The 24679-nt window shown below is 65.7% G+C and carries 29 protein-coding genes; 13 read left to right on the forward strand and 16 right to left on the reverse strand.

Translation table 11 applies throughout. From position 1 onward, the window contains the following. Positions 1-185: 185 nt before the first annotated feature. The 4 genes from X268_RS03360 to lgt all read right to left on the reverse strand — a co-directional run bounded on the left by X268_RS03360 (position 186) and on the right by lgt (position 3675). Positions 186-815 carry a hypothetical protein gene (locus tag X268_RS03360; RefSeq protein ID WP_128923609.1) on the reverse strand — a complete coding sequence of 210 codons (630 nt, stop codon included), beginning with the start codon at positions 813-815 and terminating at the stop codon, positions 186-188. A gap of 110 nt (positions 816-925) precedes the next feature. Beyond that, positions 926-1693 (reverse strand): peptidoglycan editing factor PgeF, encoded by a 768-nt coding sequence (gene pgeF / locus X268_RS03365; RefSeq protein ID WP_128923610.1) that lies wholly within the window; start codon positions 1691-1693, stop codon positions 926-928. Continuing rightward, complete coding sequence (locus X268_RS03370; protein ID WP_128923611.1) at positions 1693-2808, reverse strand: class I SAM-dependent methyltransferase; 1116 nt, start codon at positions 2806-2808, stop codon at positions 1693-1695. The genes pgeF and X268_RS03370 overlap by 1 nt, the downstream gene beginning before the upstream one ends. A 21-nt stretch (positions 2809-2829) precedes the next feature. Continuing rightward, positions 2830-3675, reverse strand: a complete 846-nt coding sequence (gene lgt, locus X268_RS03375; protein ID WP_128923612.1) for a prolipoprotein diacylglyceryl transferase — start codon at positions 3673-3675, stop codon at positions 2830-2832. A gap of 197 nt (positions 3676-3872) precedes the next feature. Here lgt and X268_RS03380 point away from each other — a divergent pair, with 197 nt between their 5' ends. The 4 genes from X268_RS03380 (at position 3873) to ychF (ending at position 7052) form a co-directional block, all read left to right on the forward strand. After that, a complete protein-coding gene (locus tag X268_RS03380; RefSeq protein ID WP_128923613.1) occupies positions 3873-4124 on the forward strand; it encodes an accessory factor UbiK family protein in 252 nt (83 codons plus the stop codon). A gap of 323 nt (positions 4125-4447) precedes the next feature. Beyond that, positions 4448-5164 (forward strand): 50S ribosomal protein L25/general stress protein Ctc, encoded by a 717-nt coding sequence (locus tag X268_RS03385; RefSeq protein WP_028134400.1) that lies wholly within the window; start codon positions 4448-4450, stop codon positions 5162-5164. A 61-nt stretch (positions 5165-5225) separates the two neighbouring features. Beyond that, the gene (gene pth, locus X268_RS03390) at positions 5226-5831 is read left to right on the forward strand and encodes an aminoacyl-tRNA hydrolase (protein WP_128923614.1); all 606 of its coding nucleotides are present in this window, start codon (positions 5226-5228) and stop codon (positions 5829-5831) included. A gap of 123 nt (positions 5832-5954) precedes the next feature. Continuing rightward, on the forward strand, positions 5955-7052 hold the full coding sequence (gene ychF / locus X268_RS03395; protein WP_128923615.1) for a redox-regulated ATPase YchF: 1098 nt from the start codon (positions 5955-5957) through the stop codon (positions 7050-7052). Between the two features lie 135 nt (positions 7053-7187). Here the strand turns inward: ychF and X268_RS03400 are convergent, their stop codons facing one another. Continuing rightward, the gene (locus tag X268_RS03400; RefSeq protein WP_128923616.1) at positions 7188-7484 is read right to left on the reverse strand and encodes a DUF4282 domain-containing protein; all 297 of its coding nucleotides are present in this window, start codon (positions 7482-7484) and stop codon (positions 7188-7190) included. A 228-nt stretch (positions 7485-7712) separates the two neighbouring features. Here X268_RS03400 and X268_RS03405 point away from each other — a divergent pair, with 228 nt between their 5' ends. The 3 genes from X268_RS03405 (at position 7713) to X268_RS39180 (ending at position 8989) form a co-directional block, all read left to right on the forward strand. Further along, positions 7713-8165, forward strand: a complete 453-nt coding sequence (locus X268_RS03405; RefSeq protein ID WP_128923617.1) for a MaoC family dehydratase — start codon at positions 7713-7715, stop codon at positions 8163-8165. Further along, a complete protein-coding gene (locus tag X268_RS03410) occupies positions 8165-8644 on the forward strand; it encodes a MaoC family dehydratase (protein WP_128923618.1) in 480 nt (159 codons plus the stop codon). The genes X268_RS03405 and X268_RS03410 overlap by 1 nt, the downstream gene beginning before the upstream one ends. Before the next feature lie 198 nt (positions 8645-8842). Beyond that, the gene (locus X268_RS39180; RefSeq protein WP_027545961.1) at positions 8843-8989 is read left to right on the forward strand and encodes a hypothetical protein; all 147 of its coding nucleotides are present in this window, start codon (positions 8843-8845) and stop codon (positions 8987-8989) included. 35 nt (positions 8990-9024) lie between these two features. Here the strand turns inward: X268_RS39180 and X268_RS39185 are convergent, their stop codons facing one another. The 5 genes from X268_RS39185 to X268_RS03430 all read right to left on the reverse strand — a co-directional run bounded on the left by X268_RS39185 (position 9025) and on the right by X268_RS03430 (position 14047). Beyond that, the gene (locus X268_RS39185) at positions 9025-9162 is read right to left on the reverse strand and encodes a hypothetical protein (protein ID WP_164937504.1); all 138 of its coding nucleotides are present in this window, start codon (positions 9160-9162) and stop codon (positions 9025-9027) included. A gap of 233 nt (positions 9163-9395) precedes the next feature. Continuing rightward, complete coding sequence (locus X268_RS03415) at positions 9396-9818, reverse strand: hypothetical protein (protein WP_128923619.1); 423 nt, start codon at positions 9816-9818, stop codon at positions 9396-9398. A gap of 238 nt (positions 9819-10056) precedes the next feature. Continuing rightward, entirely contained in the window at positions 10057-10968 is a 912-nt protein-coding gene (locus tag X268_RS03420; protein WP_128923620.1) for a hypothetical protein, read from the reverse strand. Positions 10969-11339: 371 nt separating this feature from the next. Then, complete coding sequence (locus X268_RS03425; protein ID WP_128923621.1) at positions 11340-11780, reverse strand: nuclear transport factor 2 family protein; 441 nt, start codon at positions 11778-11780, stop codon at positions 11340-11342. A 221-nt stretch (positions 11781-12001) separates the two neighbouring features. After that, positions 12002-14047: a YadA family autotransporter adhesin gene (locus X268_RS03430; RefSeq protein ID WP_128923622.1), complete on the reverse strand. Its 2046-nt coding sequence runs from the start codon at positions 14045-14047 to the stop codon at positions 12002-12004. A gap of 338 nt (positions 14048-14385) precedes the next feature. Between X268_RS03430 and X268_RS03435 the strand changes: the two genes are divergently transcribed. Continuing rightward, complete coding sequence (locus X268_RS03435) at positions 14386-14919, forward strand: hypothetical protein (protein WP_245477926.1); 534 nt, start codon at positions 14386-14388, stop codon at positions 14917-14919. A 37-nt stretch (positions 14920-14956) separates the two neighbouring features. Here X268_RS03435 and X268_RS03440 read toward each other — a convergent pair whose 3' ends face one another. Beyond that, positions 14957-15409 (reverse strand): nuclear transport factor 2 family protein, encoded by a 453-nt coding sequence (locus X268_RS03440; RefSeq protein WP_128923623.1) that lies wholly within the window; start codon positions 15407-15409, stop codon positions 14957-14959. A gap of 281 nt (positions 15410-15690) precedes the next feature. On the opposite strand from X268_RS03440, the gene X268_RS03445 reads away from it, so the two are divergent. After that, entirely contained in the window at positions 15691-15924 is a 234-nt protein-coding gene (locus X268_RS03445; protein ID WP_128923624.1) for a hypothetical protein, read from the forward strand. Positions 15925-16042: 118 nt separating this feature from the next. Here the strand turns inward: X268_RS03445 and uvrB are convergent, their stop codons facing one another. The 4 genes from uvrB to X268_RS03465 form a co-directional block, all read right to left on the reverse strand. Continuing rightward, positions 16043-18943 (reverse strand): excinuclease ABC subunit UvrB, encoded by a 2901-nt coding sequence (gene uvrB, locus X268_RS03450; protein ID WP_128923625.1) that lies wholly within the window; start codon positions 18941-18943, stop codon positions 16043-16045. Between the two features lie 93 nt (positions 18944-19036). Continuing rightward, entirely contained in the window at positions 19037-19267 is a 231-nt protein-coding gene (locus X268_RS03455; protein ID WP_128923626.1) for a hypothetical protein, read from the reverse strand. Between the two features lie 53 nt (positions 19268-19320). Continuing rightward, positions 19321-19545, reverse strand: coding sequence for a hypothetical protein (locus X268_RS03460; RefSeq protein ID WP_018318312.1), 225 nt, complete (start codon positions 19543-19545; stop codon positions 19321-19323). A gap of 170 nt (positions 19546-19715) precedes the next feature. Continuing rightward, positions 19716-20630, reverse strand: coding sequence for a LysR substrate-binding domain-containing protein (locus X268_RS03465; protein WP_128929137.1), 915 nt, complete (start codon positions 20628-20630; stop codon positions 19716-19718). Between the two features lie 179 nt (positions 20631-20809). Between X268_RS03465 and X268_RS03470 the strand changes: the two genes are divergently transcribed. The 3 genes from X268_RS03470 to X268_RS03480 all read left to right on the forward strand — a co-directional run bounded on the left by X268_RS03470 (position 20810) and on the right by X268_RS03480 (position 22781). Further along, positions 20810-21589 carry a sulfite exporter TauE/SafE family protein gene (locus X268_RS03470; RefSeq protein WP_128923627.1) on the forward strand — a complete coding sequence of 260 codons (780 nt, stop codon included), beginning with the start codon at positions 20810-20812 and terminating at the stop codon, positions 21587-21589. Further along, a complete protein-coding gene (locus X268_RS03475) occupies positions 21586-21816 on the forward strand; it encodes a hypothetical protein (RefSeq protein ID WP_128923628.1) in 231 nt (76 codons plus the stop codon). The genes X268_RS03470 and X268_RS03475 overlap by 4 nt, the downstream gene beginning before the upstream one ends. A gap of 266 nt (positions 21817-22082) precedes the next feature. Further along, positions 22083-22781, forward strand: a complete 699-nt coding sequence (locus X268_RS03480; RefSeq protein ID WP_164937505.1) for a glutathione S-transferase family protein — start codon at positions 22083-22085, stop codon at positions 22779-22781. Positions 22782-22796: 15 nt separating this feature from the next. On the opposite strand, the gene X268_RS39940 is transcribed toward X268_RS03480, so the two are convergent. Then, positions 22797-23015: a hypothetical protein gene (locus X268_RS39940; protein ID WP_128923630.1), complete on the reverse strand. Its 219-nt coding sequence runs from the start codon at positions 23013-23015 to the stop codon at positions 22797-22799. Between the two features lie 114 nt (positions 23016-23129). On the opposite strand from X268_RS39940, the gene X268_RS03490 reads away from it, so the two are divergent. Then, positions 23130-24677, forward strand: coding sequence for a DUF1800 domain-containing protein (locus X268_RS03490; RefSeq protein WP_128923631.1), 1548 nt, complete (start codon positions 23130-23132; stop codon positions 24675-24677). Positions 24678-24679 lie beyond the last annotated feature (2 nt).

Raw genomic sequence — 24679 nt, forward strand, 5'->3', positions numbered from 1 at the left:
TCCTCCCGCGCTTTGCTGGATACGACGTTCAACATCTCAGATCCCACTGGAAGCACGGTTACGACGGGCGAGGAAATATCAGGCGAGAGGCTGCAATGGCAACCCGGGATGCGACGTTTTCCCTTTGAAAATCCCGAGTCGGGCCAACGGCTTGGCCGCAACTTGAGGCCGTGGTTTAGCGGGGGTTATCGCTCGGCATAGCCGAGCGCCGAGGCCGGCATCTCAGCCGTGGGCGCGGCTGGAGCGACGCTCGCCACGGCAGGTCCCCGCAGGCCAGGAGCGGTGCTCGGGGCATCCGGCGCCCCGTTGATCATGTTGGAAAGTCCGCTGAATCCGGCCTGGGCGATCTTCCGCAGCACGAGGTCGTCGGCGGCCGCCCAAGCATCACGTGTCGCGTCGCGACCAGCCCTGGCCGAGGTCGGTTCCTCACCGGAGAGGCGCAGCGCGCGCTGCTGGTTGGCGTCGTAGACGTCCCAGACCCAGGCGATCACGGTCTTGCCGCGCACCACCTGGGCGGAGAGGTAGCTGCGCACGCGATAGGCAGCCGTCCCCTCGCGGGAGACGACGGACAGGCTGCGCAGCTTGGATTCGCTGTCGAGCACGCCGACCATGCGGTCGAACACCTGTGGCGGTGGGCCGTCGATCGATTCGAACGCGACCGTGGCCCCGCTGCCGGCGCTCGGCGCCATCGCATAGGAATTGGCGGCACTGCCGCCGCCGCCGGCGCAGCCACCAAGCGCGGTCGCCGCGGCCAGCAGCAGCACCGCCAGCACGCGCGAACCCGCACGGCCCAGGATGAATGACGCGTCCCTCATTATGGAGGGCAGCGATATCGTTAAAATCGATTAAGGTCTAGGGCAGCAGCGACACAGACCACTGCCATCGCTACGACGCTCCGGAATGACACAGTGTGTTGCCCTTGCGTTCACGCCTCCAGCGCGATGGCGTGGACGTGGCGGCCGTAATCCGGCTCCTTGCGATGCACCGAGCGGCGATAGCTGAAGAAGCGTTCGTCGGCGTAGGTGTCGAGACCGAGGTCGTCGATCATGAGGATGCCGGCGGCGTCCAGGCGCTTGCGGATGAAGCCGGCGAGATCGAACATCGCATGTCCCTCGCGCACTGACGGGATGAAGAACACGGCGTTGTCCGCATCCGCCTCGATGAAGCGCGCCACGAACTCATTGCCGACCTCGTAGCTGTCCTGGCGAATCAGCGGACCGATTGCGGCGATGATGCCGCCGCGCGTGGCGCCGAGCTTCTCCATCGCCGAGATCGTCGCCTCCAGCACGCCGGTCAGCGCGCCCTTCCAGCCGGCATGCGCGCCGCCGATCACGCGCGCATTGGGATCGACGAACAGCACCGGTCCGCAATCGGCGGTGGAGACGCCGAGCGCAATGCCGGGCGTTTTCGTCACCAGCGCATCGCCTTTCGGCCGCGGTCCGCTCGGCCACGGAGCTTCGGCAACGAGCACGTCGGGCGAGTGGATCTGGTGCAGGCTGACCAACCGGTCGGCTGCGACGCCGACATGTTCGGCCATGCGGCGGCGGTTTTCCGCGACAAGGCCCTGGTCGTCGTTGGAGCCGAGCCCGCCGTTCAGCGCGGAATAGATGCCGCTGGACACGCCGCCTTCGCGGGTGAAGAACGCGTGGCGCAGGGCGGGCACCGCCGCCAGCAGCGAGGAAGTGATCGTCATCAATTGCCTCCGGCCTGTTCGAGATCGCTGAGGCCGGCAATGCCTGTCAGCCGCGGCTCGGAAATGCCGAGCACCTTGAACATCGCGCCCATGCCGCTGCGTCCTGTGTCCGTCAGCCGCTTGAGGGCGATCGAAATGTCGGTGGCCACTTCCGGCGTTGCCTTCTGCATCAGGGCGGCAGCCCTCGTGTCGATGCCGATGCGCTTGAGGAAGTCGCCTTGCGTCACCGGCCCGTGCACGCGGGCGCCGACATCCTCGGCCGCGCGCGCCAGCGCCTGGAAGTCGACATGGGCGGTGACGTCGGCCTGGCCCGGCGCCTTCAAGGGATCGGCGAAGGTGTGGCGTGCAATCGCCTGGAAGGTGTCGCCGGCATCGCTGCGGAGGTGGCCGTAGTCGATGATCAGCGCCGCGCCGTCCTGGTCGCGCACGCGCGTGGCGAGCTTCATGATCTCGCCGTCAGGCCGCCACTCGAACACGGCGCCGATGGGAGCAGCGCGCACCAGGGGCGGCAGCAGCACGTCGAAGCGCGGCGTCGGCTCCGGCGCTGCGCCGAATTGAAGTTTTCCATTGTCGTCGATCTCGATCACGCGCTCATGCCAGCCGGTCTCGCGGCGGACCATCTGGTGGATCGGCAGCACGTCGAAATATTCGTTGGCGAGGATGACGGATGGGCCCTCCGGCACGTCGTCGATGCTGTCGTGCCAGGTGATGTTACGGACGGCGGACAGCGTCGCAGCCTGCCGTTCGCGCAGGACCGGATTGACCTCGACCATGTGGATATGAAGCGCCTGGTACAGCGGCGGCAGCACGCGGAGCGCGCGCAGCGCGTCCGCCATCATGGTGCCGCGGCCCGGCCCAAGCTCGATCAGCCGCAAGGATTGCGGCGAGCCCATCTGCTTCCACACCGAGGCTGTCCACAAGCCGAGGAGCTCACCGAACATCTGGCTGACCTCGGGCGCGGTCGTGAAGTCGCCCTCGCGCCCGAGCGGATCGCGCGAGAGGTAATAGCCATGGTGCGGATGCATCAGGCACAGTTCCATGAACCGCCAGACCGGCATGGGGCCTGAGGATTTGATCAGCGCCTTGATCTCGTTGAGCAGCGGCTGGTCGGTCACGGCGTACTTTCTCGATAAGAACTAACGAATGGCCCCTGCGGGCTTCGGCGCACCGCGCCTGACTGCCAATACAATAAGTACGAGGCCTGCGATAAGCATCGGGATCGACAGCAGCATGCCCATGGTTAATCCGCCCCAGAGGAAACCGAGCTGCGCGTCCGGTTCGCGGAAATGCTCGCCGGCAATGCGGGTCAGACCGTAGATCAGGATGAAGGCGCCGAGGATCATGCCGGGCCGCTTCAGGGCGCCGAGCCGGATCATGACCGCGAGCACCGTGAACAGCAGGATGCCTTCCATGCCGGCTTCGTAGAGCTGGCTCGGATGACGCGGCAGCTGCGTCGGATCGTTGGGGAAGATCATCGCCCAGGGCAGGCTCGCATCGGTGGCGCGACCCCACAATTCGCCGTTGATGAAATTGGCGATCCGCCCGAGCAGCAGCCCGACCGGCGCAACCGCGGTCGTGATGTCGCCGAGCGACAGGATCGGGATGCCATTGCGATACGCAAACCACATCACCGCGACGACACAGCCGAGGAAGCCGCCATGGAAGGACATGCCGCCCTCCCACAATCTGAAGATCGCGGCGGGATGATCGATGAAGAAGGGCAGATTGTAGAACAGCACGTAGCCGGTGCGGCCGCCCAGGATGATGCCGAGCGTGACCCACAGGATGAAATCGTCGACCTGGAGCAGCGAGATCGGCGCAGGGCCGCCCCACAGGCGCTCGTTCTTCAACAGCGAGCGCGCATAGAGCCAGCCGAACACGATGCCGCAGATATAGGCCAGCGCATACCAGCGGATCGCGAACGGACCGATCTCGAACGCGATCGGCTTGAAGGACGGGAAGTCGATGAGCAGAAAGGGCATCGCGCCTTCTATATCCAAGCGAGATTGCGGCGATCGAGCGCCAGCAGACGCCGCCTGATTCCTGTTATGCAGGGATGTTGAATACGATTGCAAGGAAACCGGTCGATGACAAGGATACCGGCGATCGGCTCTTGAACCGTTCGATCCGGATTGCCATTGTCTTTCGAGAGTTCGCGCAAAGTTTATCGGAGGCCGAAATGACCCAGACCAACAACCGGTTTTTCGACGAGATCGGCCGCCTGATGAACGATGCCGCCGGTGCCGCCCAGGGCGTCAAGCGCGAGTTCGACACGGTGATGCGCAGCCAGGCGGAGAAATTCCTGCGCGACATGGATCTGGTCAAGCGTGAGGAGTTCGAGGCGGTCAAGGACATGGCGCGCCTGGCCCGCGAGGAGAACGAGGCGCTGAAAGCGCGGATCGCGGCGCTGGAGGCCAAGCTGGGGGGGTAGGGCTCTTACCCTCCCCTGGGGGAGGGGCGATCGCGCGCAGCGCGAGCGGGGTGGAGTGACAGTCTCTCCGCGTCGAATAGTGCCCGTGGGGAGAGATCACCCTACCCCGTCTCACATCTCGCTACGCTCAATGTGAGTCGACCCTCCCCTCCAGGGGAAGGTACGAACCCGGGGCTATCAGCCCATTCTCCTTGTCATTTCCGCATCTTCCGGCTAAAAGCCGGCCACGTTCGCGGCCCCCGCACCCCTGGAGGCTTGCTGCGAGCTATGCCATGGGCCGCGCTGCGGCCCATTAACTTTTGCAAAAACAAGGACTTAACGACATGGCGACGACCGTCAAGGAATTGAAGGCGACCGCACGTCCGAAGAGCGGCAAGGGGGCCGCCCGGGCTGAGCGTCGCGCCGGGCGAGTGCCCGGAGTGATCTATGGCAACAATCAGCCCCCGGTGACGATCTCGATCGAAGATCGCGAACTGCGTCAGCGCATCCTCGCCGGCCGGTTCCTGACCACGCTGGTCGACATCGATCTCGAGGGCAAGAAGCACCGCGTGATTCCGCGCGACTATCACCTCGATCCGGTCAAGGACTTCCCGATCCATGTCGACTTCATGCGGCTCGGCGAAGGCGCCACCATCCGCATCAGCGTGCCCTTGCATGTGGTGAAGGCGGAAACGTCCCCGGGCGTGAAGCGCGGCGGCACCGTCAACATCGTCGCTCACGCGATCGAGCTCGAATGCGGTGTCGAGAGCATTCCGCAGTACATCGAGGCCGATGTCGGCGCGCTGGAAATCGGTCACTCCTTGCATCTGTCCGACGTCAAGCTGCCGGCCGGCGTCAAGGCACTGACCCGCGAGGACGCGACCCTTGTTACCATCGTGCCGCCGTCCGGCTACGCCGAAGAGCAGAAGGCCGCGGCTGCGGCTGCCGCTCCTGGCGCTGCTGCGGCTGCTCCGGCGGCTGGCGCTGCGGCTCCGGCTGCGGGCGCTGCTGCACCTGCCGCGGCTGCCAAGGCTCCCGCCGGCGGCGACAAGAAGAAGTAATCTCTCGAAAGAGCTGGCGCGTGGTCCCTGACCGCGCGTTAGCTGAGGGGCGCGCCGCGTCATGCGACTCTTTGTTGGGCTCGGCAATCCCGGCGCGAAATACGCACGTAACCGGCACAATATCGGCTTCATGGCCGTCGACGAGATCGCGCGGCGTCATGGTTTCGCACCATGGCGCCGTCGTTTTCAGGGCGAGACCTCGGAAGGCACGCTCGGATCCGAGCGCGTGATCCTGCTCAAGCCCACGACCTACATGAACGATTCCGGCCGCAGCGTTCAGGACGCGGCGAACTTCTTCAAGATCGCCCCGGGCGACACCACGGTGTTCCACGACGAGCTCGAACTGCCGCCGGGCAAGGTGCGGGTGAAGATCGGCGGCGGCATCGCCGGCCACAACGGGCTGCGCTCGATCTCGGCGCATATCGGCAACGACTATCGCCGCGTGCGGCTCGGCATCGGTCATCCCGGTGTCAAGGAACTGGTGCACGGCCACGTGCTGTCGGACTTCGCCAAGGCCGACAATGACTGGGTGGCGACGCTCTGCGACGCAGTCGCCGAGCACGCCGCATTGATCGCCAAGGGCACGGATGCGACCTTCGCCAACAGGGTCCATCTCGCCATGCAGGCGAAGGGATTTTTGACCAAGGACGATAACGGCAAGGAATAACACCTGTCATCGCCGGACTTGATCCGGCGATCCTTCCTTCGAAGATGAGGGATGCGCGGGTCAAGCCCGCGCATGACGAGTTCGGAAGACATTGACGCGCGGAGCGCGGAGGCCAGGACCACCATGGGATTCAAATGCGGGATCGTCGGATTGCCAAATGTCGGCAAGTCGACCTTGTTCAATGCGCTGACCGAGACGGCTGCGGCGCAGGCCGCCAACTATCCGTTCTGCACCATCGAGCCGAATGTCGGCGAGGTCGCCGTGCCTGATCCCAGGCTCGACAAGCTCGCGGCAATCGCCAAGTCGGGACAGATCATCCCGACCCGGCTGACCTTCGTCGACATCGCGGGCCTCGTCCGCGGCGCCTCCAAGGGTGAAGGCCTCGGCAACCAGTTCCTCGCCAACATCCGCGAGGTCGACGCGATCGCGCATGTGGTGCGCTGCTTCGAAGACTCCGACATCACCCATGTCGAGGGCAAGATCGCGCCGCTCGCCGACATCGAGACCATCGAGACCGAGCTGATGCTCGCCGATCTCGACAGCCTCGAAAAGCGCGTCGACAATCTCACCAAGAAGGCCAAGGGCAACGACAAGGACGCCAAGGAGCAGCTCGACCTCGTCAACCGCACCCTGGTGCTGCTGCGCGAGGGCAAGCCCGCGCGCCTCGTCGAGCGCAAGGCGGAGGAGGAGCGCGCCTTCGGCATGCTCGGCCTGCTGTCGTCCAAGCCCGTGCTCTATGTCTGCAACGTCGAGGAAGGCTCGGCCGCCACCGGCAACGCCTTCTCCAAGGCGGTGCAGGAGCAGGCGGCAAAGGAGGGCGCGGTTGCCGTTGTCATCTCCGCCAAGATCGAATCCGAGATCGCGACCATCTCGCGCGAGGAGCGCGCCGACTTCCTGGAGACGCTCGGTCTCGAAGAGGCCGGCCTCGACCGCCTGATCCGCGCCGGCTACACGCTGCTCGACCTCATCACCTATTTCACCGTGGGACCGAAGGAAGCCCGCGCCTGGACCATCCATCGCGGCACCAAGGCGCCGGCGGCGGCCGGCGTGATCCACACCGACTTCGAGAAGGGCTTCATCCGCGCCGAGACCATCGCGTTTGACGACTACGTCGCGCTGGGCGGCGAGGCCGGCGCCCGCGATGCCGGCAAGCTCCGCCTCGAGGGCAAGGACTACGTCGTCGCCGACGGCGACGTGATGCATTTCAGGTTCAATACGTAGGCACAGCTGTCATTCCGGGGCGCGCCTCTTGGCGCGAACCCGGAATCCATTCATCCGCTTGTTCTGAGGCCTGATAGATTCTCAGTGCGCAATTGCGCACCATAGTTCGCGCTGCGCGCGCCCGGAAATGACGGGCTATCGCATCCCTGATCCCTGGTCGCGGATCGCGCCGAGATGCTCGTTGATGCGGAAGACGATCAGGATCAGCTCCGCCAGGATGCGCGAGAAGACGACGCCGACGACGACGCTCGCGATCGACGACAGCAGCATCAGGAAGCCGCCGAACGGGCTGATCGCCATCGCGGCGAGCCCTGAGAAGATGCCGGAAAGACCGAACAGGCAGATCAGCGCGATCACCAACCAATAGAAGGTCTTGATGATCGTCGGCGTGATGAAGCGGTCCCATTGAAACAGGTCGCTGAATGAAAACATTGCTCTCCCCAAGGCAAATTCCAAAGCAAGTTCCAAGGCAGATCCCAAGGCAGATCCCAAGGCAGACCGGGACGTCAAATCGGGCCGCGGCACAGGATCCTGGCCCGCGGCTGATCCGACTCAGACCAAAGCCGCCGCGTGATATGTAGCACGAGCCATGCGGGCCGGCGGGTTGTGATTGCCGCAAAGTGCGGCCACAATCTGTCATTCCCGCAAAGCTTTCCCAAGATGACCCTGACCTTCGAAGATTTCCCGCTCGGCCGGTTCGGCACGTTCGGCCCGCGCCATGTCACCCGCGACGAGATTGTGGCCTTTGCGGCCGAGTTCGATCCGCAGCCGATGCATCTGGACGAGGAGGCCGCAGCCAGGAGCATGCTGCGCGGCCTGTCCGGCTCGGGCTGGCATCTCTGCTCGCTGATGATGCGGATGATGGCCGATGGCTTCATCACCCGCGCCGCATCTCTGGGCTCCCCCGGCGTCGACGAGGTGCGTTGGCTCTCGCCGCTGCGCCCCGGCGACGACCTCACGCTCGATGTCGATGTGCTGGAGGCGCGCACCTCGAAGAGCCGGCCCGAGCTCGGCATCGTCAAGTTCAAATGCACCGTCCGCAACGCCAGGGGTGAGGCGCTGGGCGAGATGACCTCGCCGATCCTGATCAAGCGGCGCGAGGGGGCTGCCTGATGCGGTTCTTCGACGACATCGAGATCGGCCAGCGCCGCGAGATCGGCAGCTACACGTTTACGGCAGAGGCCATCAAGACATTTGCCGCCAAGTTCGATCCGCAGCGTTTTCATCTCGACGAGGAAGAGGGCAAGAACTCGCTGTTCGGTGGGCTCGCCGCATCGGGCTGGCATGTCGGCTCGGCCTGCATGAGCCTGCTTGTCGCCGACGGCCAGCGTCTGGCGCGCGAGGCCGCCTCGCGCGGCGAGGAGGTCGCCGTGTGGGGCCCGTCGCCGGGCTTTCGCGATCTGCGCTGGATCAGGCCGGTGCTCGCCGGCGACACCGTCGCTTACGTCAATGTCGTCACCGACAAGCGTGTCTCCGCCTCGCGCCCCGGCTGGGGCATCCTGACCGCCCGCACCACCGGCACCAACCAGCGCGGCGAGGAGGTCTATTCCATCACCGCCTCAGCCTTCGTGCCGCTGCGCAAGAGCGGTTAGATTCGTTCCAAGATGAACGGGTAAATGAGCGCGCGAGTGTTGCCCGCGCGCTATGGACGCGATTCAGGGTGGCTGCCATAAGCCTGCGCAACATGGTGGCCGCAAAGCAGTTTGGCGGAACCAGTCAGTTGCTAACTAATTATGAACCTGTCGCTGTCTATTTGAAACGAATTGGGCGGACGACAGGGGACGAGGACCATGGCAGATCGCGGCGCACTCAAGTTTGTTGGATTTATCTTCGCGACCGCGACGCTGGCCGTGATGCTGGTCGCCGGCATGGTGGTGAAGGGCTATGCCGACGGCGCCTACACCCTGGAAGCCTCGACCGTGGAAGCCGCCCGGTAACGCTCTGTTAACGTTCCGGGGCCGATGGCCCCGCCTTAGCGGCTATAGACGAACGCCAGGACGGCGATCGCACCCGCCAGCAGCCCGACAAAGCGCAGCATGATCGTGCCGAACTGGTTCGGCGCGGGCCGCAACGGGATCGGGTCCGTGGTGTCGGGCCGAATGCTTTCCATCTGAAATGTCCCCAAGCCCGGCCGCAAGGCTGCGGGCGCTTGGCATTGGTCGCCGGGAAACGGCTGAGGGTTCAAGCCTGCGCTGGTCGCGCCACAATCGCCGCTGTCATGCCCCGCCTTCGCAGGTGATGACACCCGTGTCGGAGAAACGGCCGCGAGACCCAAACCTCAGAATCAAAACCGCCGCGCTCCCTTCCGGGAACGCGGCGGCGAATGATGGTGCGTGCCAGTGATCAGCTGTTGCGCAGACCGTCGGCGGCGCGCTTCCACTGCGCGACGTTGTCGGCGATCATGCGGGTCGACTTCATCGCGGCCTGGCTGAGCTGGGCATAGCCGGAGATCTCGCGCTGGACGCGCTGGCCTTCGGCATGGAGCAGGTCGCGCAGGCTCTCGAGTTCGGAGATCAGGTTCTCGATCTCGGCGAGCGAGGTGCCGGCGACACGCTGGATCAGCGAGTTGACGTTGTTGACGGTGGCTTCCGCACTCGGATCGAGCGGCGGGGGATCGGGCGTGCTCGATGCCGGACGGCGCAGATAGGCGATATCGTTGCGGACGAAGTCACGGATGCCGGCCTCGACCTCGGTCACGGCGGCGAGGTTGGTATCGACCGTCTCGGTCTCGGTGGTTTCGATCTTTTCCGGACGCATGGCGTTCATCGTTGTTCCCCTGTTCGCGTTGAGCGCAGCGCGAGTGTTCCCGCACGACGACGTCTGTGAGGCTTCCCTATCAGGGCGTCCGATTTTGACCGCAAATGGGCCGAGATGCGGCAAGGGCGGACCATTCGGAGGTATTGCCGTGGCGTATGGTTAGGGAAGTCTAAATCGCTGCAGCCACGACGTGATTGGCGGCTCGGCCCGTGCTTCACTCCCCCGCACGCGAGGAGAGGCGAAGAACTCACCAGCTCTTCTTGAATCCCGCCGACAGGCTCTTGTTGATCACGCCTTGCGAGGTTTCGCCGACCGAGCCGGAGACGGTGACATTGTCGAACAGCTTTTGCTCGGCGCCGACCTTGCGCAGCCATTTGTCGTCGGTGGTCGACAGCGTCTGCCCGGCGGTGATGCTGGTGCCGGTGTCGGTGAGGGTGACCTTGGCGGACTGGTCGGTCTCGTAATTGCGCGTGATGTGGCCGCCGATGCCGGGCACGGCGGTGGTGCCCTGCTGATTGACGCTGTAGCCGTTCTGCAGCGTCAGCGAGGTGTCGCTCGACAGCGGCACCGATCTGGTCAGCGAGGCCCCGATCTTGCTGTGCTCGGCGCCGGGATCGACGCGGGCTTCCACGGCGGTCTTGTCCCAGATCGACCCCGCGCCGGGCGCGGTCGCCGTCGCCCAGGCGCTGCCCGAGGATTGCGGCAGGGTGCCGCCGTTGGTGGCCTTTTGCGCCAGCAACTCGGACATCGTCCGCGGCTCGCTCGCCCCCGTCATGTCGGCGCCGACCCGCGTGTCCCAGAACGAGAACACGGACTGCTTCACCGTGACCGCCGAGGAGCCGTTGGTATTGGCGTTCGACGACCAGTCCAGCCCGTCCTTGGCGGCAGCCTGGGCGCGCTTCTTGGCAGCCATGGGATCGATGCCGGTGCCGGCATCCACCGCGAGCTGGCTCCAGTCGAGCTTGTCGACGTCGATGCCTTTGAGCACATCGGGGTTGCTGACGTCCGGAGCTTCCGCCGTCTCGGTTTCGGCCTCGTCGTCAGGCGTCGCCGCTACCGGCGGGGTGATCTGTGCCGACACGGTCAGCACCGAGCCCAAAACGAATGCGGCCGCCAGCACTGGCAGCCGGGTCCAGCCAAAACCTGTCGAGAATTCCATCGTCCTGCCCGCGAACCCCAGCGCATGCTGTCCGATCGTATATATCAGCCGTAGGCCATGCGCCATTCCGCGCTGAAAATGCTGATCCATCGTCGCGAAATTGTGGCGGTGCCTTCAAGGGCGACGAACCAACGGACCGCGCGAAAGGCGCGCGCCCGATGACGACTTCTTGACGCGACGGCATCCGGCGGGGCTGGAGGCCAGGACGTCGCAGTCAGCATTGTCATCGGTCCCGGACAGCGGGGCCCGTTGGCGTCCCCCTGAAGCGCGATGATTTTCATCGCGCTTCAGGTTGATGTTTGCGCACGATCTTTTTCGGAAAACCGCTTCGCACTTTGCGCTGACGCGGCCCTTCGGGGCCGGATCATGCGTTAGCCGACGCTGGTCATCTTCGGCAGATGAATGGCGCGGCCGAGTGCCTGCTCGACCAGATCGAATGTGTCGATCAGGACGCGCATGCTGACGAGCTTGCCCGCCCTGAACTGGGCGAATTGCGCGACCCGCAGGCTGATCGGCTTGTTGGAATCCAGCGCCGTCAGCGAATAGCGCAGCATCGAGGCGGCGGAATCGACGCCCAGCATGATGCTCTCGCGATCGAAGCGGCGGACCTGGAAGTTGTCGGCGAGCTGGCGGATGACGTCGAGCACGGCGTGCTTGCCCTGGCGCGCGCCGAGGAACGGAAACATGTCGATCGGGCCGTAGAGCGCCCACTCGACGTCCTCGTCGATCAAGGCCTCGATATCCTCGAAATGCCGGTCGTTGATCGCGCGGTGCAACGCGCGCGAGAAACGCCAGAGGCTGTGCTCTGTCATTTTGGGCAGTCCTGAAGCTGGCTTTACGGAAAAAAACGGAAAACAACCCCATGCGCAGTCAGGCGCCGGGGCTGAACTCATTTGTATGCAAATAAATTAGCGGATTTCGGCCAAAACACAATTCACGTTTTCGCAATGCGCAATTGAACTGGGGTTGTGAGATTTGCAATAGAACCCCGTATTTTCCCGGGCTGTCGGCGAAAATCCGGGCCGCAGCGGCCCTAAAACTCCACCGCCACCCCGGCGCGACCGACATTCATCCCGCCCGCATTGGCGAAGCTGCCTTGCACCATCAGCGGCATGGCCGACGAGAGGTTGAGACGGTGAGCGACGGCGACGCCGACGCCGGTCTGACCTTGGAAGAAGCCGGTGTTGAGCGAGACCGTGGTGCGGCCGGGGCCGGACGGTGTGGCGGCGACGGCAAGAGCTGCCGTGGCCGCAATACCGCGGCGCGCCTCGAGCTGGTTGGTGGTGATCTGGCCCTGCAGTCCGCTGAGCTGGCTCTGGAAACCGGACGTGATGCCGCTGAGCTGGCTGACATTGACGGCGTCGGTCGGCGCGATGCCGGCGGCGACGTTGGCGACGCGACGCTCATTGCCTGCCGATCCCACCGAGACCGTGTTCGCGGCAGACGCGACCGAGCCCGTACCAATGGCCACCGAATTCGTGGCCGCCGCCTGCACGACGGCGCCGGCGCCGAGGGCGGTACCGCCGACGGCTGCGACCGTGGCGCTCTGGCCGACGGCGACGGCATTGGCTGTCGTGGCCACAGCCGAATTACCGAGCGCGGTCGACGACGACACGTTGGCCGTGCCGCCGGTCGCCACCGCGAAGTCGCCGAACGCCGCGCCGCCATTGGCGGCCTGGGCGGCGTTTCCGACCGCGACGGAGCCGGTTGCGACGGCGCCCGTTCCCACCGCGATCGCATTGGGACCGCTGGCGACGGCGCCGTTGCCCTGGGCGATCGCGTTGACGGCCGTCGCCTGCGCGCCGGTGCCGAGCGCAACGGCGTCGTTCCCGCTGGCGACCGCACCGCTGCCCTGTGCGATGGCATTCGTGCGCGTTGCTTGCGAGCCGTTGCCGATCGCCACAGCGTTGCTCGCTGACGCATAGGCGGCAAAGCCGGCCCCACTGCCGATGTTTCCTCCAATCGCGATCGCATTCGCCCCTTGCGCCGCCGCGTTGCCGCCGACCGCGGTGGCGTAGGTCTGACCGGATGCTCCGGTGCCCGCCTGCGCGCCACTGCCGAGCGCCGTGGTGCCCTCGTTGCCGAAGGCGCCGCCGGCATTGGCGAGCGCGCCGAACGCGCTGGCGATGCGGCCCGAGGCCGTGGCCGCGTCACCGATGCCGGCTGCGCTGTTACCGATGACGGTCGTGGCGACGCCGACGGCGACGGCACGGGACCCGGTGACGGTGTTGGAGACGCCGACCGCGAAACTGCCGTTGGTGTTGACGGTGTTCGAGCTGCCGAACGCGCCGCTGTTGCTGCCCGTGATCGAATTGCTGCTGCCGCTCGCGATGCTCGAGGTGCCGTTGATCGTATTGGCGCTGCCGAACGAGCCGCTGTTGTTGCCGGTGATGTTGTTGCTGCTGCCGCTCGCCGTGCTGGCAATGCCCGAAATCGTATTGGTGGTGCCGAATGACGCGCTGTTGATGCCGGTCACGGTGGAGTTGGACCCGACCACGGTGGAGTCTGCGGAGTTGGCGACGGTGCTTCCGCCGATCGCCACGCTGCGCGTCCCGAAAGATTGCGCAGGCGTCGCGCCGACGCCGTCGCCGCCGCCAATGGCGACGCTGTAGTTTCCGCGGGACAGGACCTCGACGAGCGCGCTCGGATTGGATCCGGCGCCGATCGCCGTGGAGTAAAGTCCGATCGAGCCGGTGGTCGCATTGGCGTTGGCCCCGATACTGGTGACGCCGGCCACGGTGGCGGTCGTTCCGGCGAAACTTCCGATCGTCGTCGAGTTGTCGCCGATGGCGTAGGCCCCAAAGCCGATGGCCGTGGCGCCGCCCGAAACGCCAGCAGTGGCGCCGGTGGCACTGGCCGCGACGCCGCAGGCCGTATCATGGGAGTTGGTGGCGGTCGCGCCTGCGCCGCTCTGCGGTTCGCCGCCGGTGGCGCTGCCACCGCAGACGAATTGCGCTGCAGCGGGACGGATCGTCGCGAACGAGGTCGGCGCCAGCACGGCTGTCCCGACCAGCGAGGCGACAAGGAGGTCACGACCGCGCGCGCCAGCCGCGCGCGAGCAGAGAAGCGCGAAGAACATGATGTTTGCCCCCTCGGACCACCAAACGTGGTCGCTTTGGGACAAATCTAGCGGCATCGTTCGTAGCAAGGAAACATTTAGCAACACGCCCGGGCCACGCCCTTGACGAGTGTGACGCAGTCGACACAGCCTGTCGCTCTGCAGGCGGCTCTGTCCGATTGGAGCAAGGGGGAAACGCATTTGCGCTCGATCGAAGCGCCCTGCTATATCAGTCTCAACGCGCATGTCCTCAACCTCGGCGGCAGCACAAGAACAGGCGCGGCAGATGGGCGAGGGGCTGTATCTCTCCAGTGGCTGATCGTGGGTTCGCAAGGATCGGAGGCCGGCTAGGCGTTGCGCTGCTCGTTTGGGTGGCGAGTTGCCTCGTTGCGGCCGCACAGCAGGCGGACGCGCCCAAGCCGGCCAATATCGACCGCAACGGTGTCCTGATGCTGGTGAGGTCGACGCTGCTGGCGCTGGACCACGCCAACAAGACGGGCAACTACACGGTCCTGCGCGATCTCGGCGCGCCCGGATTTCAGGCCGCCAACACCGCGGCGCGTTTGGCCGAGATCTTCGCCGCTCAGCGCAACGACAAGCTCGACCTGGCGGGCGTTGCCGTCATCGACCCGCAGCTCAGCCTGCTGCCGCAGATCGAGCCGGGCGGGATGATGCGCATGGCGGGCTTCTTTCCATCGGTGCCGTCGCAGGTGAATTTTGAGCTGCTGTACGAGCCGGTCAACAACCAGTGGCGGCTGTTCGGACTCTCGGTCAATGTCGGACAATCGGGGCCGGTCGCGCCCTCGCCGCAGCCCGCGGCCAAGGGGGCGGTATCAGCCAAGCGGCCGGAGGCAAAGGATGCCAGGCCACCCAGCCGGCCTACGCCCAACTGACGTGCGTTGATCCGATCTCGCTTGAGCCCGGGCGGGTCTATTCCGGGCAGGTCCGCGCGCCCGTGATCAGCGGCCCGATCTCGCGCTCCAGCACCTGCTGCACCAGATCGTAGGAATCGATGATCTCGCGGATCTCGGCCACTAGCCCGCCGCGGAAGGTATAGAATACGGCCATGTCGAACTGCACGATGCGGTCGTTGCTGCGCTTCCTGAAATAGGCCTGCATGTAGGTCGCGACCGCCTGGCCCTCGGCGAGGATGTGCGGTGTCTTGTAGCGGATCTCCGAATAGCGCGACCACACCGTCTGCCAGAGCTCGCGTAGCTCCTGCTTGCCGTGGCGCGGCACCATATGCGGCAGCACGTCGATCGGCGCATGGGTGAGGAAGTCGACATCGTCGGTGCAGCACGCCAGCGCGGCCTCGAGATCGCCACGCGCGAAGGCGTCGAGCAGATGCAGCACGCGTTGCCTGTTCAGCGATTCAACCGTCATGCTGCTCCCGCCCTCGTTGGCCGTGGATTGCAAACGCCACCGTGCGCCTCGCAGGTCCATCAATCCGTAAAAACACAGAGGTGCTTGCCAACTAAGTCGCGCGAGCGCCATGCCGCGTTCATGGGATGCAAGTTCCGGTTGTGCTCCTGTCTGCATCCGGTGCTTTGCACCTCGTGATGACGCTGCATGCCTATCTGCGCGACGCGTCTTGCCCAGGTGCTGGAACCCGAACCCAGCCGTGCCCGTTGAAAGCGCAGCATTGCATCCGGAGATATCGGTCCATGAAATCTATCGTCGCCATCGCCACCGTGCTGCTCATGTGCAGCGCGACCTCCGCGGCCAACGCCAAGGGCTGCATCAAGGGCGCCATCGTCGGCGGCGTCGCCGGCCACTATGCCGGTCATCACGGCGTGCTGGGCGCCGCCGCCGCCTGCCTCTACGGCCGGCACCACGCCAGGGAGCAGGAGAAGCAGCGGCAGCAGCAGAGCCAGGTCAACGGGCAGGGGAAGCTGTAGCCTCCGTTATTCCGAGGCGCGGCAACCTGCCCCCGAAGTTCGAAGGCGGCGAGCTATGATGCGCAACTGTGCATCTGAGACCCAATAACCACGACAAGCGCGAACGAAACTCCGCCGCCTACCTCTTCTTCCCCCCCCCGCGCCGCCCCGGCGCTCCGCCCGTCGACTTCGGCGCCGGCCCGAACTCCGGACCCGACTGCCGCGAATCCGTCGGCTGGATGATGCGGCTGGTGCTGCCGAACGGCTTTGACGGCAGCGCGCGGTTCTCGCGGAAGGGCAGCGATTCCGGGCCGTGCATCTCGTCGAGATGCGGCTTTTGCACTTTTGAGCCGCTGCCGCCGGCGCTGGCTTTGAGCGCGGAGCCCACGGTCCTCTTCTTCATGGCGCTGACGGGCAAATTGGCGGCGTCGCCGTACTTCTTGCTGCCGGCATAGGCGCCGGCCTTGCCCGCGACGGCGCGCTGCTTGGCGGTGGGGTCGTCGACCACGGCGAGCTCGGTGGCACGCAGGCGCTTGACCTCGTCGCGCAGGCGCGCGGCTTCCTCGAAGTTCAGATCGGCGGCGGCTTCGCGCATGCGGGTTTCGAGATCGGCGAGCACGGCCTCGAAATTGTGGCCGATCGAGATGACGTCGTCGGTCATGTCGTGGCCGCCGACCTCGACCAGCACGTGGTCGCGCTCGTAGACGGAGTTGAGGATATCGCCGATCTGCTTCTTCACGCTCTCCGGCGTGATGCCGTTGGCGTTGTTGTACTCCACCTGCTTCTCGCGGCGGCGGTTGGTCTCGGCGATGGCGCGCTCCATCGAGCCGGTCATCTGGTCGGCGTAGAGGATCACCTTGCCGTCCACATTGCGCGCGGCGCGGCCGATGGTCTGGATCAGCGAGGTCTCGCTGCGCAAGAAGCCTTCCTTATCGGCATCGAGGATCGCAACCAGGGCGCATTCGGGAATGTCGAGGCCTTCGCGCAAGAGGTTGATGCCGACCAGCGCGTCGAACGCACCGAGACGCAAATCGCGGATGATCTCGATGCGCTCGATGGTGTCGATATCGCTGTGCATGTAGCGCACGCGAATGCCCTGCTCGTGCAGATATTCGGTGAGGTCCTCGGCCATCCGCTTGGTCAGCACGGTGATCAGCGAGCGATAGCCGGCCTGCGCGGTGGCGCGAACCTCGCCGACAAGATCGTCCACCTGCGTGCGCGCCGGGCGAATATCAACGGGAGGATCAATAAGCCCGGTGGGGCGAATGACCTGCTCGACGAACACGCCGCCGCTCTCGTTCAGCTCCCAGCCGCCCGGCGTCGCCGACACCGCGACCGTCTGCGGCCGCATCATGTCCCATTCCTCGAACCGGAGCGGGCGGTTGTCCATGCAGGACGGCAGGCGGAAGCCGTATTCGGCCAGCGTCGCCTTGCGGCGGAAGTCGCCGCGGAACATGGCGCCGATCTGCGGGATGGTGACGTGGCTCTCGTCGGCGAAGATCAGGGCGTTGTCGGGCACGTATTCGAACAGCGTCGGCGGGGGCTCGCCCGGCCGGCGGCCGGTGAGGTAGCGCGAATAGTTCTCGATGCCGGCGCAGCTTCCCGTCGCCTCCATCATCTCGAGGTCGAAAGTGGTGCGCTGCTCCAGCCGCTGCGCCTCCAGCAGTCGGCCCTGGTTGTTGAGCTGGTCGAGCCGCTGCTTCAACTCTGACTTGATCGACTTGATCGCCTGCACCAGTGTCGGGCGCGGCGTCACATAGTGCGAGTTGGCGTACATCTTGATGAATTCGAGCTCGTCCTGCTTGTGGCCGGTGAGCGGGTCGAACTCCTCGATGGTCTCGATGGTGTCGCCGAACAGGTTCACGCGCCAGGCGCGGTCTTCATAGTGCGCCGGGAAGATGTCGATGACGTCGCCGCGCACGCGAAACGTGCCGCGGGTGAAATCGGCCTGGGTGCGCTTGTACTGCAGCGCGACGAGGTCGGCGATCAGCTGGCGCTGGTCGATGCGCTCGCCCTTCTTCAGCGCGAAGGTCATCGCGGTGTAGGTCTCGACGGAGCCGATACCGTAGATGCAGGATACCGAGGCGACAATGATGACGTCGTCGCGCTCAAGCAGCGCACGCGTCGCCGAGTGGCGCATACGGTCGATCTGCTCGTTGATCGAGGAATCCTTCTCGATATAGGTGTCGGTGCGCGGGACGTAGGCTTCCGGCTGGTAGTAGTCGTAGTAGCTGACGAAATACTCGACCGCGTTGTCAGGGAAGAAGTTCTTGAACTCGCCATAGAGCTGGGCGGCCAGCGTCTTGTTCGGCGCCAGGATCAGGGCAGGGCGCTGCGTCGCCTCGATCACCTTGGCCATGGTGTAGGTCTTGCCGGAGCCGGTGACGCCCAGCAGCACCTGCGAACGGTCGTTGCGCTCGATGCCTTCGACCAGCTCGGCGATCGCGGTCGGCTGGTCGCCGCGCGGCTCGTAGGACGACTTGATCTCGAAGCGCACGCCGCCTTCGGACTTTTCCGGGCGCGGCGGCCGGTGCGGCGTCCACACTTTCATGGAGCCGTCGCCCTTGCGGAACTCCGGCCGGCCCTCGCGGATCAGGGATTCCAGCGCGTCCGCGGTGGCCTTGACGCCGAGTGCCTCCATCTTGCTGCGCGGCGGACGCGCCAGCGCCTCGGCATCGTCTTCCTCAGTGGGCAAGCCGAGCTGCCGCGCCAGTTCCGGATCGAGCGTCGGAATGGTGGCCGCGGTTCCGTAATTGGCCTGCGGTGCTTCTTCCAGTCCCGCCGGGCGGTCGCTGGAGAAGTCCTTCGGCGTCGAAGCGCGTGCACGATGTGCGGCCGCCTCGCCCCCGGCGCGGCGGTCGCGTGAATTATCTGGCGGCGGCTGCAGGCCGGTGCCCGATCCAAGCCCGGCGTCGCCGCGATTGATCGCGGGATTGAGCAACTCGGCCAGCGCCGGCCCGATCGGCTGCACGTCGGGGCGGTGAGCTTTGGATTTCGGGGATTTACCGGATTTTTCGGAGGATGCAGGTTTCTTCGCCATGGGGCGAATATGGGACGAGTCCGCCCCGCAATAAAGGGCGAATGCCCCGCGCCATGCAGCCTGCTGACAGCAGGTTGGCAGCAGCCTCTGGCCTCACGCCGCCGGCAGCGGACCCTCGTCGTCCTCGGCGGCCTGATAGGGCTCCAGGATGTCGAGGTGGACGCCGCCGCAATCGGTGCAGCGCATGGTCCAGTACTCGCATCCGGCGCGGCCGCCGATCACCCGGAGTACCGTGAGATCACCGTCGCAATCAGGGCAGTTCGACAACACCTGGCGGACGTAAATCCTCGGCCGCGACGTGTCTTCGAAGTCGATGACTGACATGACCGGTCGCCCCCCTCTTGAACTGCACTGTCCCTGGTTTGCTTGCTGTCCGCTTATTCGTCGTCGCTGTCGGCCCGGCGGCGGAAGCGGTCGATGTGGTGCTTGGCATCGGCGATCGCGGCGTTCTGATCGGGCCAGGCGAAACCGACCTCCATGGCCGGAAACAGCACGCCGTCGATGGCGACGGGGCTGAGGTCGGCGCGGCGGATGCGGGCGTGCCAAAGGCCTTTGCCGGCCTCGAAAGATTCGATGTCAAAGCCGTCGTAGAGGGTCGTCATGAGTGTAGGTCCCACTTTTCTTTTCGGAGGGTCAGGGAATCACGATTGCGGATTTCAGGATGTGAAGCCGTTCACACGGCGGCGGCTTTTTTGCCTGACACATGACAGGCGCCGGTTCCGCACCGTTGCGCGCTTCCTTCCCTGAAGGGGGGGCCGCCTGCGGCTGGCGCTCAGTTCCGCGCGGCGGCGCGGCCGATCCGCCGCGGGCGGGCGGCGGGTTCCGCTGCGGCGCGCATGATCCAGCGGCGGAACGCGGCAAAGTCGCGCTGCTCGGTCTGGAAGCTGCGATAGAGCAGATACCAGCGCATGCCCTTGGGCACTGAAAGATCGAACGGCGCGACCAGCCGGCCGGCGGCGAGGTCGTCGTCGATATAGGGCCGGATGCCCATGGCGATGCCGAGCCCGTCGGCGGCGGCCTGCAGCGCCTGGCCGTAGAACTGGAACTCGGGCCCGCGCGCGTTGATCCGCGTCACGCCCGCGGCCTTCAGCCAGATCGGCCAGTCCTCGGGTGAGTGCGCCACGCGGATCAGGGTTGGCCCCTTCAAATCGGCGGGGGGCTTCAGGGCACTCGCAAGGCGGGGCACGCAGACCGGGGTGAGGTCGCCGGCGAACAGCGGCTCGGCGACGAGGCCGGGCCAGTCGCCGGTGCCGAGCTTGATGCCGCAGCTCCAGTCCTCGCCGAACGGCACCGCCGCGCCGCCGGTGGTGAAGCGCACCTCGATGTCGGGCTCCTCGCTGCGGAACTCCGACAGGCGCGGGATCAGCCAGCGCATCGCAAAGGTATGGCCGACGCCGATGGTGAGCACGCGGACGCTCGCGGGCGCCGTCACCTGCGCGGTGAGGCTGGCCAGCGCATCGAAGATCGGCGTCAGCCCGCTTTGATAGGCGCGGCCGGCCTGCGTCAGCACCAGTCGGTTGGCCTTGCGTTCGAACAGCGCGACGCCGAGCCGCTCCTCCAGCAGATGCACCATGCGGCTGACGGCGGCCGCCGACACGCTCAGCTCGAGCCCGGCCGCGGCAAAGCTGCCGGTCCGCGCCGCCGCCTCGAATGCCTTGATGCCGTTGAGAAACAGCAGCCGCCGCAAATGCAAGACCCTTCTGCACCACCCTCAGGAAAGCTGAGGCCAGGCCAAGATAACTCAGTTTGCGCGAGCGAGGCAAGCAAGGCACAAGAATGAGAGTAATTCCAAGTTGATTTACCGGGAGGTGTCGCTGCCTTCGCCTCTCCCCGCGTCCCTTACTTGCCATACCGGAGAATCTCCACGTGACGCCCGTCATGACCGCTGCCCTCGGATTGCTGATGGTCGCCACCGCGTTCCTGTCGGGGCTGTTCGGCATGGCGGGCGGGCTGATCCTGATCGGCGTGCTGCTGGCTCTGATGCCGCTGCCGACCGCGATGGTGCTGCATGCGATCACGCAGATGGCCTCGAACGGCTGGCGCGCATTCCTGTGGCGGGCGCATATCCGCTGGCGGCCGGTCGCAAACTACATGGTCGGCGCTGCCGTCGCGCTCGCGGCCTGGTCGCTCACCCGCTACGTTCCGGACAAGCCGATGGCGTTGCTGCTGCTCGGCATCACCCCGTTCATGGCGCGGCTGTTGCCCGCGAACATCAAGCCGGATCCCGACCGTCTCTGGCAGGGCACGGTCTACGGCACGATCTGCATGGGGCTGATGCTGATGACCGGCGTCTCCGGTCCGCTGCTCGACACCTTCTTCCTCGGCGGCGATTTCGGACGGCGCGAGAAAGTGGCGACCAAGGCGATGTGCCAGCTCGTCAGCCATTTCACCAAGCTGATTTATTTCGGCGGCATCATCGACCAGGCCGCGAGCCTCGATCCCGTGCTCGCCGGCGTCGCCGTTGCAGCCTCGATGGTCGGCACCACGCTGGCGCGGCGCATCCTCGAAGCCATGACCGACCAGCAGTTCATCGCCTGGTCGAACAAGCTGATCACCACCATTGCCTGCTACTACATCGTCCATGGCGGCTGGCTGTTGCTTCGTGCGCCGGTTCTGGCCGCCTTCGACAAGGGAGGTTTGCAATGAGCGAGACCGCCGATCCGCTGGTGCTGGACTTCGTCGAATGGGTCGCGCGCGAGCCGCGCGCCTATGCGGAGGTGATCGCGACCTGGAAGACCTCGTGCCCGCGCCTCACCGTCTGGGAGGACGCCGCGGACCGCGGCTACGTCGCACGCGAAACGATTGCGGGTCTCGGGCTGGTGATCGCTGTGACGGAAGGCGGCGAGAGGCTGCTGCGCGCGAACGGGCGGTAGTTCTTCGCCTCTCCCCGCGTCCTCGCTGTCATCATCCGCGAAGGCGGATGATCCAGTAATCACCAGCGGCGGCGTGTTATGACTGCCGCGGCGTACTGGATGCCCAGCCTTCGTGGGCATGACGACGGATGTTGGTGTGCGCACCTCTCTCCACATCATCATTGCGAGCGCAAGCGAAGCAATCCAGAATGTCTCCGCGGAAGCAGTCTGGATTGCTTCGTCGCAAGGGCTCCTCGCAACGACGGAGCATGAGGAGGCCGCCAACCATGTCACTCAAGCTCTACGAACTCGTCGGCACCGATCCCGCGCGCCCCTTCAGCCCGTATTGCTGGCGCACGCGGATGGCGCTGGCGCACAAGGGCCTTGCGGCGGAATCGCTGCCCTGGCGCTTCACCGAGAAGAGCGCGCTTCAGCCGCACGGGTCGGAGAGGGTGCCGGTGCTGCTGCACCATGACAAGCCGATCGTCGATTCCTGGACCATCGCGACCTATCTCGAGGACAATTTTCCGGACCGTCCGTCGCTGTTCGGCGGCGAGGGCGGCCGCGCCATGGCGCGCTTGATCAATGCTTTCGGCGACATCGCCATCGTCGGCGGCATCTTTCCGCTTATTGTCGCCGACATCCCGAACAATCTCACCGAGATCGACGCGGCCTATTTCCGCACGTCGCGCGAGGCGCGCTTCGGCGGCAAGACCCTGGAACAGGTCATGGCAAGCCGCGACACCGGCGTGGTCGCCTTCCGCAAGTCGCTGGAAATCATGCGGCAGACCCTGAAGAAGCAGCCTTATCTCGGCGGCGAAGCGCCGAACTACGCTGACTACATCGTGTTCGGCGGTTTCCAATGGGCGCGCGTGGTGAGTCCGTTCAAGCTGCTGGAGGCGGACGATCCCGTTTATGCCTGGCGCGAGAAGCTGCTGGACGCGTTCGACGGCACGGCGCGGAAGTCGCCGGGGTATGAGGTGTAAACTTCGTCGCCCGGATTACGCTTGCGCTCCATCCGGGCTACGGGCTGCCTCCGCCGCCGCTTTGCGCAAACACGCCCGGCACAGGCAGTCCTCGCCCGCGACGGGCATCGGCAGCTTTGCGGCTTCCTCCGCGCACCAGCAATCGCCCGAGAGATCGCAAGTAAACTCGGTGCCGCAGCGCGCGCAGGCGAGGCGGCGTGGTTCCGGCGACGAGGATTCTTTCCGATTTGTCATGATTTGCGCCGAAGCTTCGCCGTGATTTTCATGTCGGGTTCATCGGTCATTGCGATATATTAGGCAACGCGCGCGGATACGGAAAGCGGCTCCCGGCACGCGAAGGACAAATCGATGGCCCGCGATTCGCAAGCTGCGCTCGTCGCGCTCAACCGTTTTGGCCTCGGCGCCCGTGGCGGCGCCTCGGGCGATCTCATCAATGCAAGCTCCGATCCGCGCGGTTTCGTCAAGGCGGAGCTCGCCCGTCCGAGCAGCGTGTTGCTGGAGGCACCCGGTCTGCAGTCGACGCAGCAACTCGGCCAGGCCGTATTCGGCTATCAGGATCAGGTCAAGCAGGCGCGCGAAGCGGCGAAGACCGCCGCGCCCGCCGAGACGCCGGCGCCGGGCGAACAGAAGCCCGCTCCCCGCCGCAATCTCTCGCTGAACGCGGCCGCGACGGAGATCGCCGGCCAGATGAGCGAAGCGAAACCGGCCGACAATGCATCGAAGCCCGAGACCATGCAGCCGGGCGTTGCCGCGCCGGCCGCAAAGCCTGCGCCGCAGCCGCTCAACGTGATTCAAAAGACCTTCCGCTCCGAAGCGCTGGCGCGGTTGCAGCGCGCGACGCTGATCACCTGCGGCTTCACCGAGCGGCTCGTGGGGTTCTGGTCCAATCATTTCTGCATCTCCGCGAGTAAGGGCGAGCTGGCGCGGATCTGGGCCGGCGCGTTCGAGCGCGAGGCGATCCGGCCGCACGTGCTCGGCCGCTTCGCCGACATGCTGAAGGCGGTCGAGCAGCATCCGGCGATGCTGTTCTTCCTCGACAACCAGCAATCACTCGGGCCGGACTCGCGCGCGGGCCAGAACCGCAAACGCGGCCTGAACGAAAATCTCGCGCGCGAGATCATGGAGCTGCATACGCTCGGCGTCGGCGGCGGCTATACGCAGGACGACGTCGCCTCGCTCGCGCGCATCATCACCGGCTGGACCTTCGCTGGAAGGCAGGGGCAGTTGGGTGCCCCGGGTTCCTTCGTGTTCAACGCCAACGCACACCAGCCGGGCGCGCAAATGCTGCTCGGCAGGACCTACGAGCCGGCCGGTCTTGCGCAGGGCGAGGCGGCGCTCGCGGACATCGCGCGGCATCCCTCGACCGCCAATTTCATCGCCACCAAGTTCGTCCGCCATTTCGTTGCCGACGATCCGCCGCCGGCGCTGATTGCGCGCCTGCGCGATGTCTTCATCAAGACCGACGGCGATCTCAAGGCGCTGGCGACGGCGCTGGTCGATTCCGACGAGGCCTGGCGCGCGCCGCTGACCAAGATGCGCAGCCCTTACGATTTCCTCGTCGCGAGTGGCCGGCTGCTGGCACGCGTGCCGGAGGATCCCGGCGTATATCTGAACAGTCTCAATCTGCTGGGACAGCCGCTGTGGTCGCCGGCCGGGCCGAACGGCTTCCCGGATACAACCGCCGCCTGGGCCGCGCCCGAAGGGATGAAGCTCAGGCTCGATATCGCGGCGCAGATCGGCGCGCGGCTCGGCAACAACATCGATCCGCTCGATCTCCTGGAATTCGCTGCGGCCGATGCGGCCTCGATCGAAACGCGGAGAACCGTCGAGCGCGCGGAATCGCGCCAGCAGGCTCTGACGCTGCTCTTGATGTCGCCGGAAATGCAGAGGAGGTGACG

This window comes from Bradyrhizobium guangxiense (assembly GCF_004114915.1).
Lineage (GTDB): Bacteria > Pseudomonadota > Alphaproteobacteria > Rhizobiales > Xanthobacteraceae > Bradyrhizobium > Bradyrhizobium guangxiense.

Bases quoted from the DNA above. Each gene is read 5' to 3' on its own strand.
- X268_RS03360 (WP_128923609.1), bottom strand. From the start codon at position 815: ATGAGGGACGCGTCATTCATCCTGGGCCGTGCGGGTTCGCGCGTGCTG.
- pgeF (WP_128923610.1), bottom strand. From the start codon at position 1,693: ATGACGATCACTTCCTCGCTGCTGGCGGCGGTGCCCGCCCTGCGCCAC.
- lgt (WP_128923612.1), bottom strand. From the start codon at position 3,675: ATGCCCTTTCTGCTCATCGACTTCCCGTCCTTCAAGCCGATCGCGTTC.
- X268_RS03380 (WP_128923613.1), top strand. From the start codon at position 3,873: ATGACCCAGACCAACAACCGGTTTTTCGACGAGATCGGCCGCCTGATG.
- X268_RS03385 (WP_028134400.1), top strand. From the start codon at position 4,448: ATGGCGACGACCGTCAAGGAATTGAAGGCGACCGCACGTCCGAAGAGC.
- pth (WP_128923614.1), top strand. From the start codon at position 5,226: ATGCGACTCTTTGTTGGGCTCGGCAATCCCGGCGCGAAATACGCACGT.
- ychF (WP_128923615.1), top strand. From the start codon at position 5,955: ATGGGATTCAAATGCGGGATCGTCGGATTGCCAAATGTCGGCAAGTCG.
- X268_RS03400 (WP_128923616.1), bottom strand. From the start codon at position 7,484: ATGTTTTCATTCAGCGACCTGTTTCAATGGGACCGCTTCATCACGCCG.
- X268_RS03405 (WP_128923617.1), top strand. From the start codon at position 7,713: ATGACCCTGACCTTCGAAGATTTCCCGCTCGGCCGGTTCGGCACGTTC.
- X268_RS03410 (WP_128923618.1), top strand. From the start codon at position 8,165: ATGCGGTTCTTCGACGACATCGAGATCGGCCAGCGCCGCGAGATCGGC.
- X268_RS39180 (WP_027545961.1), top strand. From the start codon at position 8,843: ATGGCAGATCGCGGCGCACTCAAGTTTGTTGGATTTATCTTCGCGACC.
- X268_RS39185 (WP_164937504.1), bottom strand. From the start codon at position 9,162: ATGGAAAGCATTCGGCCCGACACCACGGACCCGATCCCGTTGCGGCCC.
- X268_RS03415 (WP_128923619.1), bottom strand. From the start codon at position 9,818: ATGAACGCCATGCGTCCGGAAAAGATCGAAACCACCGAGACCGAGACG.
- X268_RS03420 (WP_128923620.1), bottom strand. From the start codon at position 10,968: ATGGAATTCTCGACAGGTTTTGGCTGGACCCGGCTGCCAGTGCTGGCG.
- X268_RS03425 (WP_128923621.1), bottom strand. From the start codon at position 11,780: ATGACAGAGCACAGCCTCTGGCGTTTCTCGCGCGCGTTGCACCGCGCG.
- X268_RS03430 (WP_128923622.1), bottom strand. From the start codon at position 14,047: ATGTTCTTCGCGCTTCTCTGCTCGCGCGCGGCTGGCGCGCGCGGTCGT.
- X268_RS03440 (WP_128923623.1), bottom strand. From the start codon at position 15,409: ATGACGGTTGAATCGCTGAACAGGCAACGCGTGCTGCATCTGCTCGAC.
- X268_RS03445 (WP_128923624.1), top strand. From the start codon at position 15,691: ATGAAATCTATCGTCGCCATCGCCACCGTGCTGCTCATGTGCAGCGCG.
- uvrB (WP_128923625.1), bottom strand. From the start codon at position 18,943: ATGGCGAAGAAACCTGCATCCTCCGAAAAATCCGGTAAATCCCCGAAA.
- X268_RS03455 (WP_128923626.1), bottom strand. From the start codon at position 19,267: ATGTCAGTCATCGACTTCGAAGACACGTCGCGGCCGAGGATTTACGTC.
- X268_RS03460 (WP_018318312.1), bottom strand. From the start codon at position 19,545: ATGACGACCCTCTACGACGGCTTTGACATCGAATCTTTCGAGGCCGGC.
- X268_RS03475 (WP_128923628.1), top strand. From the start codon at position 21,586: ATGAGCGAGACCGCCGATCCGCTGGTGCTGGACTTCGTCGAATGGGTC.
- X268_RS03480 (WP_164937505.1), top strand. From the start codon at position 22,083: ATGTCACTCAAGCTCTACGAACTCGTCGGCACCGATCCCGCGCGCCCC.
- X268_RS39940 (WP_128923630.1), bottom strand. From the start codon at position 23,015: ATGACAAATCGGAAAGAATCCTCGTCGCCGGAACCACGCCGCCTCGCC.
- X268_RS03490 (WP_128923631.1), top strand. From the start codon at position 23,130: ATGGCCCGCGATTCGCAAGCTGCGCTCGTCGCGCTCAACCGTTTTGGC.